We start from the raw sequence: 14,120 nt of genomic DNA on the forward strand, positions 1-14,120 counted from the left end.
ATTAAGCCTCCTGTCGACGGCGGGTACTGGCCGGTGGTAAGCCACGACCGAGCCACACATAGCAGGAACCGCAGTCATCCGGCGTTATTCGTTCAACCCAGTATGGCTCGTTGAAAATCCTTATCGTGTCCATACGCCGCAGGCTTCTTATGCTGGCTGTTTCAACGAACAGTGAGGGGCTTGCGCCCTCTATCCGTACGCCGTCGCCGGCATAACCAATATTTTCCGGATCATCGAATACCCCTCTGACCAGATGACCAGCCAGCAAACCCGAGGTGATATGAGCCTCAGCCCCCATAACATTGCGGATAGTGCTGTCAGCACGGGAAATCGCCGCATCAAAAATGTTATCGAATTCAGCCACGGCCTCTCCCGTTACGCCTCTTCCACCAGTCCGGCATTAACCAGACCGGTGACATATTGCGAAGAAATACGGATGACAGTACCCAGCGTCGCGATCGGGACCGGGATATCGTCGTCCTCTGCGATTGCGTCAATATGGAGCGTGGCCCGGGCCACAACCTTTTTCAGTGCAACGGGAGAGCGCTCAGAAGTTGCCAGCGTCGCGGCGGTGCCAGGGCCTGGCAAGACTGAGGCGTCAGTGGTTGCAGTAGTGACGTCGCCACTCCCACCGTCGCCGTCATCCTCAAGCTCTTCTTCAAGTTCAGCCACGCGCATAGCCAGTTCTTCTTTGGAACCGGCCAGGCTGACATCGCGGCCCAGCTGAGCCCCCAGCGCCTTAAGACGCGCAATCAGTTCATCTTTTGTCATGGTTTTCTCCAGAAAAAGCGGCCCCGCAGGGCCGGATGCTCAGCCGTCAGGCCAGTTTTACGGAAACGAACTCGTCCGGGTCAGCCAGCAGCATCAGCGGGGCGGACTGGATCATGGTGAATTCACGGGCTGGGTCACCCGTTTGTACCCAGTTCTTCGGATAACGAGCGGAAGCGTTAATACCTTCACGCTGCGCATCCACATCCTGAATGCAGCCGTAAGTACGCAGTCCGCGCGCCTGAGTGTTACCGAGCACCAGAGACAGATCGGGCAGATAGTTCTTTTTAACGCCGTCTTCAACGTACTGACCGGAGTAAACGACGATCGCCACATCGCCGTACATCCCCTTATAAGAAACGGCTTTGCCAAGATCTTTGATGGCGGTTTCCAGCTCCGAGTTGGAGCCACGGCGGGTATCAAGCTTGTCTTTAACCGCTTTGAATGAGCGGAACAGCGCCCATCCCTTAGGATCAAAGACGATGATATTCACCACGCCGCTGGCATTCAGCGCGTAGGTTTCAATATCATCAGTGGGGTCGAACGTTTCTTTATCCTTGCCGGACCAGGCGGCGGTACCCGACTGAATGATGTTATTTCCGGCGCTACGCCCCAGATCCACCTCAACCGGCTCAAACTTTTCGCCGTTCATGGTGTATTTGCCTTTCAGCACTGCTGCCACCGCCTGCTGCTCTTCAACCTGAGCAATGGCAAGTTCTTCATCCTTCATGTTCTGAAGGATAATACGACGGCGGCGATAGGCCGGATCTGCAAGATTTGCCGGATCTTCATCCGGAAGACGGCGCAGCGTCATTTGTGGGTTTACTTCATGTTTCGGCTTAACATAGCCCGGCGTGAACTCGGAAGTACTGCCGCCGCGCGAGCGGATCACCTCACCGGAAACGACCGGCGAAACGTACACCGCCATATTGACCAGGCCAGGGATCTGAGAGAGATAGACTTTCTCAGTCGTGAATGGATAGCTTTCACGAAAGAAGATGCGCAGAAACAGTGGATCAAATTTAAATTTCTTCTCATTGACCGCCAGCAGCTGTGCAGTGGAATACATGGACATAGATTTTTCCCGTAAAAAAAGCCGCAAACGCGGCCCTTATGAATGAACAAGAGAGACTGAGTTGTCAGACAATGCTGATGGGCGTGCCAGCAAAAGCATTACGTTTTTTGGTGTCGTCCTGAAGGGATTCGGGCCAGAGCACATCCTCAATCCGGAAAGAACCGGACTTATAGAACGTCAGTTGTTTACTGCTCTGATCAGCTGAGATAGCCAGAATCCCGGCAGCATCACCCGCTTTTTCACCGTCCCAGACAATGAGCTTTCCCGTCTCAGCGTTGAGCATCAGCGGCGTCATCGGCAGGGTTAAACCGGTAAGCCCTCCGGGCGCGCTGGCAGTGTGAGCCGGATCGCTGTTGCCCAGCGGCTGATAAAATCCAAAAGTTTCTGTATTTACCATAATTGCCTCTTAAACAGGGGTGTTCATCAGAGCATCGGTAGCTGTCTTGGCCGCATTACCTGGTCCCACTGCTGCCGGTGCGGCTTCCATCAGACGATCCAGCGCAGTATCAGTGCGCGCATGCGCGCTTTGTGGTGCCGCCGCAAGAATGCGCTGCGCATGCTCGACCGTCATTCCCGGTGTCTGAGCCAGTACGCGGGCCTGGGCTTCGCGTCCGCCTGCTTCTTCACAATTAAGAATGCCCATAATGCGCGCATTCTCAGTACTCACTGCTTCAGCGATCTGCACGCTGACATTCGCAGTATCTGCGGGTACTGCGCTGGCAGTAGCGTTATTCGCAGTGGTCTGGTTTTCAGCAGCTGGCGATGTGGCGGCTGGCTGCTGGGTGGTTTCTGCGGATGCAGTGGAACCTTTCATACGTCCTCCGGTAATGGTTTTATTACGGTTATTAAGTGCATCGCGCATCACGCTGAGCGCGTCGGTGTTATTTACGAGCTCGTCAGCAATGCCGGCATCAATGGCTTCTCTGCCGTTGAAGACGGCTGCTTCAGTATCAAGCACCGCCTGAACGGACAATCCTGTATATTCCGCCACCTTGCCCGCAAACATCTGGCGGGCAGAATCAATACGTGACTGGAAATCGTTGCGAATATTTTCGGGGAGTTTCTCATACGGGTTGCCATCAACCTTATGCTCACCGCTGTAGATGAGAGTCACCTCAACGCCCTGCGTTTTCAGCGCGGCACCATAATTACTGTGAGCCATCATGACGCCAATCGAACCAGTGCGCGCGGTCTGGGTAACAAGCCGGCGGGACGCTGCACTGGCGATGAGCTGCCCGGCACTACAGTTCATATCGTTAGCGAGTGCCCAGACAGGTTTGATATCGCGGAGCCGGGCGATGACGTCTGAGCAGTCAAAAGCGCCCGCCACCATTCCGCCAGGGGTGTCCATATCCAGCATGATCCCTTCCACATCCGGATCGCTGACAGCCTGCTGAAGTCTGGCAATAATGCCGTTGTACCCGGTCATTCCCGAATAAGGTTGTAATGCTCGGGTTTTGCTGACCAGCGTGCCGGAAACAGGTATCACCGCAATGCCGTTGATCACCTGGTAACTTTTCGGCTGCCGCATCCCACTGTCATCACCGTCACCGAAAATCGCAACGGGTTCAGCCATGTGTTCGCCGCTCAGCGTCATACCTGTAACAGTGTCTGTCAGGCGGGTTATGCCCAGTTGCCCCGCCAGCGCACAAAAGAAAACCCGCGCATAGGCGGGTTCGAGTAACAGCGGCTCATTAAACGCGAGGCCCGCGATATGGGGGAGATTACGCAGCTCGGGCGTCATCTTCGTCCTCCTTACTGGAATTATTTAATCCGGACTGAAAGGCAGCAGCAGCCCATGCGGGGGGGTTAAGCCCGGCCTGCCGACGTTCCAGTGTTTCACGCACCTGCTGGGCAAAGATCTCCTGGTAATCCTCGCCGCGTTTGGCGCATTCTTTTTCATAGGTACTCAGCCCGGCCTCGATCAGCATGACCGCCTCCTGTACCTCTTTCAGGCCATCGATAGCCATGCGCCCTGAGCCAATCCAGTCGCAGTTGCCCCACGCGCTTCGTGCTTCCTGAAAGGTAAAACGCGCTCTGGAGGGCAGCATCACAACGCGCCGGATGATGGCCTCTTCCAGCCAGCACAGGAACATCTGACAGGCCTGGCGGGAGGCGATAAACTTTCGCCGTCCCATAAAGAAAGCCCATGATTCATTTGCACTGGCGCGCGCCGTCGAGTAGCTCATTTGTGAATAATTACGCGACAATTGTTCGTAAGAAACGCCCAGCCCGGCAGAGATATACCGCAGAAGGGACTGCTCAAAGGTTGAATATCCGTTATCAGTATCCTGAGCTGACTGAAGATTCAGCGAGTCGCCGGGCATAAGATGCGGAACTTTCGCCCCGCCGAGGCGCACCGGCGCTGCGGAATAGTAGGTTGCCATTTCCCCCAGCCATCCGCTCATTTTGCTCTGCTCTTTACTGTCAGCGCCGAGAATAAAATCCATGGCGGTCTGGGTATCGAGCTCGCTTTCAATGGTCGCGGCGTACATGGCCTTCACAATGGCGCTCTGCAACTGGGTATTTTGCAGCGTATCGAGCATTTTCATCTGCTCCATCACACTGTAAAACTGATTTGCGCCGCGTGTCTGCCCGTCTTCCAGTGGCTCGAATACATGGATAAAAGAGGTCCGTCCACCTGCCAGCTCTCGCGGCACGTAAGTCCATTTCTGCGCGCCCCAGCCGGGATAACTGTCTTCGCAGACGTGATACCCCAGCGCTGCTCCGTTGCTGCTGACCGCCACCCCTGCGCGACAGTCCTGAGTATCACCCCGGTTCCCGGGATTGCTGATGCGTTTCGGACTGATCATCCTGAACTGGGTACGAAAGAGCCGCGACGCGCCGCTGTCCCAGGCTGCCTGCATAAAAAGCTCACCATTGAACGCGTGCATGGCGACACCTTCGCGGATCATCATGGTAAATGTCCGCTTTCTCTCAACATCGATATAGCAGTGATCGTCCTCAGCAAACTCTTTCCAGGCTGCTTCAACTTCACGCGCAAATGCCCGCGATTCTTCTTCGCGTATACCCAGAAACCGCCAGCTGGGTCGGTGGCTCAGCCGAAAAAATGAACCAACGATATGATCCTGGTGAAGCTGTATGGCATTTGCTGCATACCCATTATTACGGACAAGATCATCTGCTCGTGCGTTTCCCCTGGCGAGATTAGGCAAAAGCGCGGCATCCACGCTTTCACTGGGTGGATTCCATCCGCGCAGCTGGCCGCCAAAACCTCCGGCCCCGCCATGATAACCGGCGTATTCCCGCAGGGATGTTCTGCCGTCTGGTCCTAAAAGCGCTGGCAATTTCATGCGTAAAATCCTGCCGGTCCCCGGCGACGTTGTGTGATACCAATCTGGCTTTCCAGTTCGGCAATATATTTTTTCAGATCGCTGACGGAGGTGGCAGTGAACTCCACCCGACGGCCATCTTTCTGCACTGTCGCAACCCGTTTGCCCGTCATCAGGTCATGCAGCGCAGCGCGCGCGCTGTCGAGTTCAGTCTGTGTCGCCATTATTCTTCTCCGGATAATGCCCGGGCATAGTCCGCCAGGGTCTTTTTAGGTACGCGCTGGTTGTCTTCATCCAGCAGGCTGATCAGCAGCGATTCAAGGTTCAGCTGCCAGCGTGAAATACTGATGCGCAGCGCGGCCAGAGCATAAACAAAGCAGTCAAGCGCTTCATTACGCCGCTTTTTACTGTCCCAGAGTATTTTCTTTTCGCCCCCAACCCACTTTTCTACCTGTTCTTCAGCAGTCAGCTGTTGGGCCTCGGCAAGGTCGAATATTTCGGGATTATTGGGGAAATGCACCGCGCCCGGCATGGGTGCATCGCCTTCCGGTATGAGCGTCAGACGGTTATAAATCTGTTCTTTGGCCGTGTCGGTACCTATTTCCGTCAGGTAAACGCCGTTTTTATTGCGCTTACGGGGCATATTCGCAACAGGTTTACCGTAAACAGATGCCCCTTTAATTGGGATCACACGAAAAAGGCCGTGTTTTTTGGATCGGTTATAAACAATGGTCGGATCGATGCCGCCGATATCCCAGCAGATGCGGGAAATACTCATCCCGACACCGTTTCGCCGGTAGTAGGTTTTACCGATAGCGTCATCAACCCTTTCCAGCGTCTGCGCATCGTCGTGACGCCCCATGATAATTTGCCGGTCCACCAGCCAGCTTTCTTCACCGGGTCCCCAGCCCCACACACGCATTTCGTAACGGTCGAGCTGGGAGTCGATACCCGCCGTAAGATAGACGGCGCGATCGGGAACCGGGGCGTGAAACAACTCCTTGCGTTCTTCGATCAGCTCTGCGTCAGGACGCTCGCCGATCCTTGCTTCCCATGTTTCGCCAAGCGTGGTGTTGACGAACGTTTTACGCTTGCCTGTGTCGCCTTTAGTTTTTATCCAGTCCTTGACGATCTGCACCCACGTTGTGAACGGACTGTACGCAGTCCAGATATGGAACGTTACGCTGTCAGGCGGATCAATTTCTTCTCCTGTCGAGGAATACCAGGCAAGGCCGTCGCGGGTCCAGATACCGGTACGCTCGCAGATATAGCGCGCTTCGGTGAAATCCAGTTCCTGCTGCTTAATAACGCACGCGTTATGTTCGCAAAGGTAATAGACGCTGGAAGGTTCGCCCGGCAGCCATTTAAAACCAAATGGCGTTTCTCTGTCGCCAAATTTAAGATACTGCTCTTCCCCGCAGTGCGGACACACAACGTGGAAACGCAGAAAATGTTCAGATTCGCTGGCGGCGCGTTCAATCTGGCAGGTACCGCGAATTTTCGGTGTGGATCCTCTTATGGACTTAGGCCACACCGAGCCTTCAATACGCTTGTCACCAAGGAAAGTAGGCGAGCCTTCTTTCTCAATGTCTTCATCAAATGCTGCCAGCTCGTCGTACCCGGCGACGTCCACTGATTTTTCGCGGTAGTTTTTGGCCGCCTTACCGCCCAGGCACCAGAATCCACGCCCGTTAGAAAATCGCTTCATGCTGAGCGTATTGTTGCGGTTCTTTTTGCCATACCACGGCGCAAGTGCCAGCAGGGGAGGAATATCACGGATGGTCGGCTCGACATGCGATTTCATAAAGTTCTCAGCGTCACCGTCGGTCGGTAGCCAGATCAGGGAGTTACGCTGCTTGTGCTCAATGAAATAGGCGTACACGCCAAGCAACATTTTTGAATAGCCTACTCGCGCAGATTTGACGACGTTGACTTCACGAATGTAGTCGTGGCCCATGGCATTCATGATGGCACGCTGAAAAGGCAGTGTTTCCCATCGTCCCTCCTGGTAGGCTGATTCTTTTGGCAGGTAATAATTTTCATCTGCCCACTCTACCGCTGTTTGCGGCTCGGGCCGGAAGAGTGACCGCAGCCCGGCACGTGCCGAGAACTGAAGCCCGTTAATCTGACTGTTCGAGATATTCACTCAGCAACCCCGGTATGATTTCATCCAGCGCCGCTGCTTTGTTCATGGCCTTAATGACATCCTTCTTCAGAAAGTCAATGTGACGATTCTCCAGCTCCGGAAATCGCCGCTGCACCGACAGGGGGATCCCGTCAAGAATACTGGCTATTTCACCGGCCATACGTGAGAGCACGAACGTGCAGAAAGCGGTTTCCACCACTTCAGCGGATTCTTTGGCATTTTTAAGTTCCTGGGCATCCGCCTGAGCCCGGGTCAGACGGTACCGCTCATAATCAATGGTGCCCGGCTGCAGATCGGATTCACCGGCGATGCGCAGTTCTTCCACCTCTTTTCGTAGCTTCTCATTTTCAATGGCTGCGTCCCGCTCGGAATACCATCTGATCGCGTCGGCTGACTCATAAAGAACTTCATTACCCTTCCCGCCACCCCGCGAAACCGGCATGCCCTGATCCTGCCAGTTCTGAACTGTTCGCACGCTGACGCCGAATATGTCGGAGAGCTGCTTTTTATTAACTTCCATGCGCACTCCTTGAGCAAAAGCGGAGAACGGAAACGATCACGGCGTTTTCTGTCCAGGACAGCCATTCTGGTTTCCTTTCTTTTTGATAGTGTTTACAAGGATAAACAACGGGTTATGGGGAAGAAGAACGGAAGTGACTAAAACTCAGAAATTTTCATAAATAGCGGAAACCTGCGCGGTCGCCGCCCCGTAATTACTCGAGATGCCGGAAAGGACCCAATAGATAATAATGATTATCATTTAAGAGTCACTATTAGAGCATGGTCATTTAAACGCCCAAACACTCATTATTGCCGATACAGCAATCCACCTGACTTTCTCTGCTCTTTGATCACATTTAACACCACTTTGCCGATGGCGATCCATTATCGATCTCCACTATCAGCGCATTGGCAGATAAATGCTTCAGATGGTAGTCCAGTGCCCAGCTAAGAGCATCAGCGCTATTATGCGTTGTAATGACAATACCGACTCGGGTAGATGAAGCGCAAGCCGGGAAATAATGAAAATATATGCTCCAATAAAAAAAGCCACCAGCGAATGCAGGTGGCAGAGGTGGGGAAGTTGGAGCACCCAAAAAACTACTGAGTTATAGTTATTAATGATTTAAAATCGAAAATACAAAAAGATTTTTCGCAAATCAATTTCTCAGTTCAATATAAAGCTGAACATAGTAGCGCTAATTATTCATCCGGGACAAGAATTGGAATATCATCATCTCCACCCTCGCCACCATCTTCACCGCCGCCGCCTTCACCACCGTCTTCGCCCTTGATAGGGTTGCCATCCACGTCAGTGTCCCCAAATAATCCTCCGCCATCCCCCGGGCCATCGTTATCAGGACTATCAGGTTGATAAACAAACCCATTTACCTGCAGGACCTGCTTCATGAGATTGGCAAGACCCTGCCATGGTGGATTGCAATCAGGAAAGTTACCAGAAGGTCCTTTAACACCACCGTTGAAAATGGTCCAGACTGCTTTGACGTTCTTTAATAAGCCATTGTCATTCGCGGTACTAAAAAAAGATTCGACCTGGGCTTCAGTAAAACAGTTTCTGCTTGAGGTAACAGTTGTGCCATCTGTACCGTATAAGGTTATGTTCACACAATCCATAATTAAACCCTCTGTGATGACATGATTAAATTATTGCCTAAACAAATCCTAGCAAATACATAATAAGCTGAAAATAGTTACCATAAGATACTTTTAGCTCGTTTAAGAACCGTATACTATTTGAAGAAAACAATTAGCACCCAAATATTACAGGCATGACACATAAAGCACGTAACATTTAAATAACTATTTCTAACCAAATTTTAATTTCATATTTTACAGAATGAAATACAGATTAATTAAATCAAATCATTTATCCCCGTTCATACCTCACGCCCATCATGCTTACAGACTGCTTTTCCGACATCCTCTTCTACTGAGCTATGCGTATACCAGAGGTAAGTTACGGTTTTCACCTGTATATGGCTTTCTCACGGCGGCTCAGGGATAGGACATGTGAAGAACTTAACTCTTGACTGATCCATTCCCGATTCGTCTTTGAGGTGTGCCCAACTGTATCTATAAACTGGTTGAAATCACCTGTAAAAGTCACTTATCGATAAAAGTAAAGATACAGTTGATGTCTTTTTTTTAATAACAGTATCTATTTGTGAGTATTACTATATGCTGCGCTTGTACTTTGTAACGATGACCTATTGGTCTCCCTTCTGAAGTTTCTGGATTTCACTTTGGAAGGGAAATTTTTTGTCCCCCCCCCTGCGCTGCTTTTACCTGAGACATTGCTCCATTACATATTCCTGCAGACCCGCTAACTGACTGGTAATGGTTTCGATTCGCTCTCTGAGGGTGAAATAATCCCGTTCAGCGGCGTCAGTAAGTCGGGGGCCGGTGCCATCATCCATGCTGGTGGTGCCGGTCGCTCCGTTCGTTCGACAGGTGGCGTTGAGTTGCAGCCGCTTACGGCCAGCAGCAACATCACGCTCAAGCTGGTCAATATTCGCTTTGGCATCTGCCAGTTCTCCGTAGTATTTCGCATCGAGTGCGGCGACGTCGCGCTGGCGCACCTTCATATCGCTGATGGCATCGTTAGCCAGCAGCAAGTCGCCCTTTGCCTTATCGCGCTGCTCTTTGTAGGCAATGGCATTATCGCGGTAATGATTGGCCGCCCAGCCGAGCGCCGCCAGCAGGCCAGCGATAACCAGCACAACGATGACTTTCGCTTTAAAGGTCATTTTTACCTTCCGCCAGGCACATGGAACGCTCCATCTCGCGCCGGTTCTGGAGGCCCTTCCACTTCATGCCACCAGCATAAACCCAGCGGCGCATCTCTTCGCAGGCACCTGCATGGTCACCCTTATTGAGTTTCCGCAGAAGAGTGGATTTGGAAAACGCATCGGAGCCGACGTTAAAAACGAAGCTGTAGAGCGCGGCGCGCTGATATTCGCCCACCGGCACCTTTACCAGTTGGTCAACGGTGCGCTTTGCCGGTTGCAGGTCTTTCCACAGTAGGGCATCACATTCCCGGTCGGTGTAAGTTTTGTTCCGGACGATATCCCGTCCTGTGTGACCGTCGCACACACTCCAGACACCCGCCACATCTTTGTAGGCTACATACTTTCGCCCTTCCACACCGTCATGACCGCCAAGAAAAATAGTGGCGATGAGCATCGCGCCGCCGCCCGCAGCAGCGATGAGTTTATTACGCAGACTGCTGGTCATCGGCATATCAGTTATCTCCAACTTTTACTGTAGGGCCGTATTTCTCCAGCGCCCTTACCTGGGCGTTGGCGACCTTTCGTTTGAAGTACCAGTTAATAAGCCCGGTGATAAGAATGCCCGCGATACCAGCCAGCACGCCGACAGCACTCCATTCATCAGGGCTCAGTTTTGTCAGAACACCGTTCAGGATGGTGCCGCCGGAAGTGCCGAGCGCGACACCGGTTACGAGTTTGCTCATATGGGACATGTCTCTTATCTCCGATTGTGTCGGAGTACTGTTCGTAGGGAAATAAAAAAGGCCGCCTGTTGGCAGCCTGATCGGATTAGTTTTTTATTTTCGTTCTATTAATCTGTAGTGTTTGCGCACAGCACAGCGCAATGCCTCTATGTTTAAAACCATGCGAAATCTCTCGCCCGGCTTCACAAGCATATATTCATCGCTATTAGGTAAAGGAACAACCTTAAAACACTCTCCATGTACGAAAATCAAGTTTATGCATCTTCGATAACCATTTAATAAGGACAAAAAACTTTAGCATACATGGCTAATTTAGGTTAGGAATGAATGCGGATACTCCAAATTTTGGCGAAACGCAAACCCAGTCATCAGGGCCCAACTGTTTTAATCATAGCCTTTTAATCGTTTTCCTTACCCCATCAACCACCTGAAGTGTGGGCGCAGCGAAAAAAGCCAGTACGCTGCACGACACGGCACCAAGAATACGTTTATTCCATGAGGACTGGGCATAGGCACTACACAGCAGAGAGAGCATGCCCGCGACGCCTGCATATCTCCATTCTGTTTTGTGGCTGTAAAGCCAAGATACCAGGCTCGCTCAGTAGCCGGGGTCTTTTTCTGGCATGCATTTCATCTCCACCTCCGCCGGAAACGCTGTATGGAAAAATGGGTAAAAAAGGCCTGCTCAGAGAAGCAGGTTGCGGCGAGCAAGTATTATCACTGGTGATGTCGGCTTATGGAGTAGGCCTTATCATTTCATAGATTTAATCTGGCATTACAAAGGGTATTACTCCCTCAATGCTGAATGCTTATCAAAGGGATTAGAAGGATAAAATTGATGTTTGGTGAGGTCGAACGTGAGTTATCTCAACTTATGTGCATTTTTGCTAAATAAGTCATGCAACTTTGTAACCACCCTTAACAGATTATGATATTTTTTGCGTACGCGTTAGCTTTTCTTCAAGCCTATAAAAATGGTAAGGGTTAAAAAGTGACAGACTTCACATTGAATAGCATTATTGTTCATGAGCTTTTAAAAGAAGCAAAGAAACCGATGAATCCGGTTAAAAAAATTAAGTTTAGAGATTCAACTCTTGATAAAAAAAATGATATTGTTTTGAGATTGGTAAACGAAATCAATAACTTATATGGAAAAAAAGGCAACTCCGCTTACTACGGAGTGTTTAAAGAAGAGTTGACAGAGCGAGGCCCTGTTCCCGATGCTATCGAAGGCTATGTCAGCCTAAGATCCCCTTCTATACAGCAATTTATCGATCTAACTGTTGAAATAATGAAAAAATTAGCAGTTGAAGCCGAGAAGCAATTATGGGCCTCTGGTGGTGTTATAGTTTTTGCAGATTACGTTCGAGATGGGGTTCGTTTTCTTTTAGTGAGTATGATCAAGCAAAAAGATGGCATAAGATTGAGCTCAAGTCTTGAGCCAGAGATACTGGAACAACTTGACTTAACAAAAATCAACCAAGCTGCACGTATAAACTTTGATAAATTTATTATGTATCAAAACTCACCAGATCTTGATAAAAATGATCTTAGCTATCTAAGCTTTATCAGTACAACTACGCAACAAACTGCATCTGGATATTTTATCATGGCTTTAGGTTGCGATAAAGGAATAACCTCTAACAAGGCCACTAAAAATCTACCTAGTCTGGTTAAAAGCTTTTTTGATAATAATCCTTCTTTACAAGAACATTCTCGACATTTTAAAAGTGAAGTCATAACTTATTTAGCAAATCAATGTAACTCAAATCAACCAGCTAAATTATCTGATATAGCTGTAATGGCATACAGACACATGACTTATTTACATGATGAAAAAAGAGAGGAATTATCAGCTCAACTAATTTCTCACTTGAATAGTGAGGAAGTGCGTATACCTGTTGAATTCAATGTTAACCGGACTGGCTTAAACCAAATATTAAATGTGAAATTTAAAGGCGATGGATTTTCTTTTAATTTTGAAAAAGCACTTCTTGGTACCAACGGAGATGCTGATATATGCTATAATGCTGATAGTGAGACATTAACTTTTACGAAATTACCAAAAGAAGCCATACAACAGATCGAACGAGTTTTAAAAGAAAAAGAAAGTGAGGATTGAGAGAATGAGTGCTGATTCTTCTTTAAAAACATTAGTAAAATTATACCGCATAGCTGGTAGGCCTCCTATCAGCGGGCTCTACCTGACTCTACAAATAGGTTTCACGAATGACTCAGCACAATTAATAAATGAAATAATCACTTCATCAACTTTAAAGAAATACATTGAAAAAGATGAAGTTAAATTTGATAATAAATTATTACAAGAATCTCCCCCTCCTGCAATTTGGAATGAAGCCAGCGTCACAATTAAATTACCAAGAGATAGTATTAATCGCTTTCACAGCTCTATTTCTGACTTAATTAACTTCCCATCCGTACGAAATGGTGAAAAACCTAAGGATTACTACCTCGTTGATTTGGACTACTACTCTGATGATCAAATCAAGCCAATAAATATTATTCAACTTGAAAGTCTGTGCAGGCTAATAAAAGCATTGTCGAAATTAGCTCACTATCATGACAGGAAAGCTAGCGATGGTGAACCGCGACTTGTATTTATTCAGGGTACAGAAGGAAGAACAACGTCAGCAATTTTACAACCTGTAATTACGACAGAAATGCTTCGTTACAGTGATGTTGAATATACATTAGTAGAACAATTACAACACGATTTTTCGGTTGAGGATGTAAACCACCATGTCGAAAAAAGAGGAATATTTCGTAACACATTAGTAGAATTCACAAATGATAATGGTTATGATTTTAAAATGCTTATTGAGCACTGGACTGACTTTCGGTTAGCATACGATAATAATTTGTCAGTATATCTTAGCGGTTTTAATTTTCATAAAGCAAGGAAAGAAGTAGCGGCAGCAGAACTTGAATTCGCTGAAAAAACATCTAAAACTATAAGCGAACTCACTACTAAGCTTCTGACAACGCCATTGTCTTTGCTTGCAGCTATAGGCATTTGGAAAGTAGATGGATTATTAGAACAATCACTAATATTATGTAGTGTTATTTTTACTTCGTTAGTAGTACATCTTATCATATCAAGCCAGCATAAACAGCTGAATAGAATAATACATTCGAAAGAAGTAATTTTTACACCTTTTACAAAAAAACTTAAAAAATATCCATCAGAGCTTCAGGAAGAAATTAATGAAGCAATTAAAAATCTAAAGAGAAATGAAGAATTTTCAATTAGAACTCTTCGCACCTTTTGTTTTTTATGTTGGATGCCAACAATTATTGGCATCCTGATTATGCTATATAAGTAAA

General features: G+C 48.7%; 16 protein-coding genes. 2 read left to right on the plus strand and 14 right to left on the minus strand.

Features of this window, described 5'->3' with window-relative positions; all coding sequences use genetic code 11:
- Position 1: 1 nt before the first annotated feature.
- The 14 genes from AC791_RS15410 to AC791_RS19965 form a co-directional block, all read right to left on the minus strand.
- Positions 2-364 carry a head-tail joining protein gene (locus tag AC791_RS15410; RefSeq protein WP_049841286.1) on the minus strand — a complete coding sequence of 121 codons (363 nt, stop codon included), beginning with the start codon at positions 362-364 and terminating at the stop codon, positions 2-4.
- Positions 365-375: 11 nt separating this feature from the next.
- Entirely contained in the window at positions 376-771 is a 396-nt protein-coding gene (gene gpFI, locus AC791_RS15415; protein ID WP_049841287.1) for a DNA-packaging protein FI, read from the minus strand.
- Positions 772-817: 46 nt separating this feature from the next.
- Complete coding sequence (locus AC791_RS15420) at positions 818-1,843, minus strand: major capsid protein (protein WP_049841288.1); 1,026 nt, start codon at positions 1,841-1,843, stop codon at positions 818-820.
- 64 nt (positions 1,844-1,907) lie between these two features.
- Positions 1,908-2,240 carry a head decoration protein gene (locus tag AC791_RS15425; protein ID WP_049841289.1) on the minus strand — a complete coding sequence of 111 codons (333 nt, stop codon included), beginning with the start codon at positions 2,238-2,240 and terminating at the stop codon, positions 1,908-1,910.
- 9 nt (positions 2,241-2,249) lie between these two features.
- Positions 2,250-3,587, minus strand: a complete 1,338-nt coding sequence (locus tag AC791_RS15430) for a S49 family peptidase (RefSeq protein ID WP_049841290.1) — start codon at positions 3,585-3,587, stop codon at positions 2,250-2,252.
- On the minus strand, positions 3,568-5,157 hold the full coding sequence (locus AC791_RS15435; protein ID WP_049841291.1) for a phage portal protein: 1,590 nt from the start codon (positions 5,155-5,157) through the stop codon (positions 3,568-3,570). Before AC791_RS15435 ends, AC791_RS15430 begins: the two co-directional genes overlap by 20 nt.
- On the minus strand, positions 5,154-5,360 hold the full coding sequence (locus AC791_RS15440) for a phage head-tail joining protein (protein WP_049841292.1): 207 nt from the start codon (positions 5,358-5,360) through the stop codon (positions 5,154-5,156). The genes AC791_RS15435 and AC791_RS15440 overlap by 4 nt, the downstream gene beginning before the upstream one ends.
- A complete protein-coding gene (locus AC791_RS15445; RefSeq protein WP_049841293.1) occupies positions 5,360-7,282 on the minus strand; it encodes a phage terminase large subunit family protein in 1,923 nt (640 codons plus the stop codon). Before AC791_RS15445 ends, AC791_RS15440 begins: the two co-directional genes overlap by 1 nt.
- Positions 7,257-7,802, minus strand: a complete 546-nt coding sequence (locus tag AC791_RS15450) for a terminase small subunit (RefSeq protein WP_049841294.1) — start codon at positions 7,800-7,802, stop codon at positions 7,257-7,259. The genes AC791_RS15445 and AC791_RS15450 overlap by 26 nt, the downstream gene beginning before the upstream one ends.
- Positions 7,803-8,485: 683 nt before the next feature.
- Positions 8,486-8,917 carry a hypothetical protein gene (locus tag AC791_RS15455; protein WP_049841295.1) on the minus strand — a complete coding sequence of 144 codons (432 nt, stop codon included), beginning with the start codon at positions 8,915-8,917 and terminating at the stop codon, positions 8,486-8,488.
- Positions 8,918-9,585: 668 nt separating this feature from the next.
- Complete coding sequence (locus AC791_RS20885; RefSeq protein WP_049841296.1) at positions 9,586-10,050, minus strand: lysis protein; 465 nt, start codon at positions 10,048-10,050, stop codon at positions 9,586-9,588.
- On the minus strand, positions 10,040-10,537 hold the full coding sequence (locus AC791_RS15465) for a lysozyme (RefSeq protein ID WP_049841654.1): 498 nt from the start codon (positions 10,535-10,537) through the stop codon (positions 10,040-10,042). Before AC791_RS15465 ends, AC791_RS20885 begins: the two co-directional genes overlap by 11 nt.
- 7 nt (positions 10,538-10,544) lie before the next feature.
- Positions 10,545-10,775: a class II holin family protein gene (locus AC791_RS15470; protein WP_228136901.1), complete on the minus strand. Its 231-nt coding sequence runs from the start codon at positions 10,773-10,775 to the stop codon at positions 10,545-10,547.
- Between the two features lie 388 nt (positions 10,776-11,163).
- Positions 11,164-11,367 carry a phage holin family protein gene (locus tag AC791_RS19965; protein WP_228136913.1) on the minus strand — a complete coding sequence of 68 codons (204 nt, stop codon included), beginning with the start codon at positions 11,365-11,367 and terminating at the stop codon, positions 11,164-11,166.
- Between the two features lie 399 nt (positions 11,368-11,766).
- Between AC791_RS19965 and AC791_RS15475 the strand changes: the two genes are divergently transcribed.
- Both AC791_RS15475 and AC791_RS15480 read left to right on the plus strand, forming a co-directional pair.
- On the plus strand, positions 11,767-12,897 hold the full coding sequence (locus AC791_RS15475; protein WP_049841298.1) for a nucleoid-associated protein: 1,131 nt from the start codon (positions 11,767-11,769) through the stop codon (positions 12,895-12,897).
- A gap of 4 nt (positions 12,898-12,901) precedes the next feature.
- Complete coding sequence (locus AC791_RS15480) at positions 12,902-14,119, plus strand: hypothetical protein (protein WP_049841299.1); 1,218 nt, start codon at positions 12,902-12,904, stop codon at positions 14,117-14,119.
- The last annotated feature ends 1 nt before the right edge of the window (position 14,120 follow it).

It is taken from the genome of Klebsiella sp. RIT-PI-d (assembly GCF_001187865.1).
Lineage (GTDB): Bacteria > Pseudomonadota > Gammaproteobacteria > Enterobacterales > Enterobacteriaceae > Superficieibacter.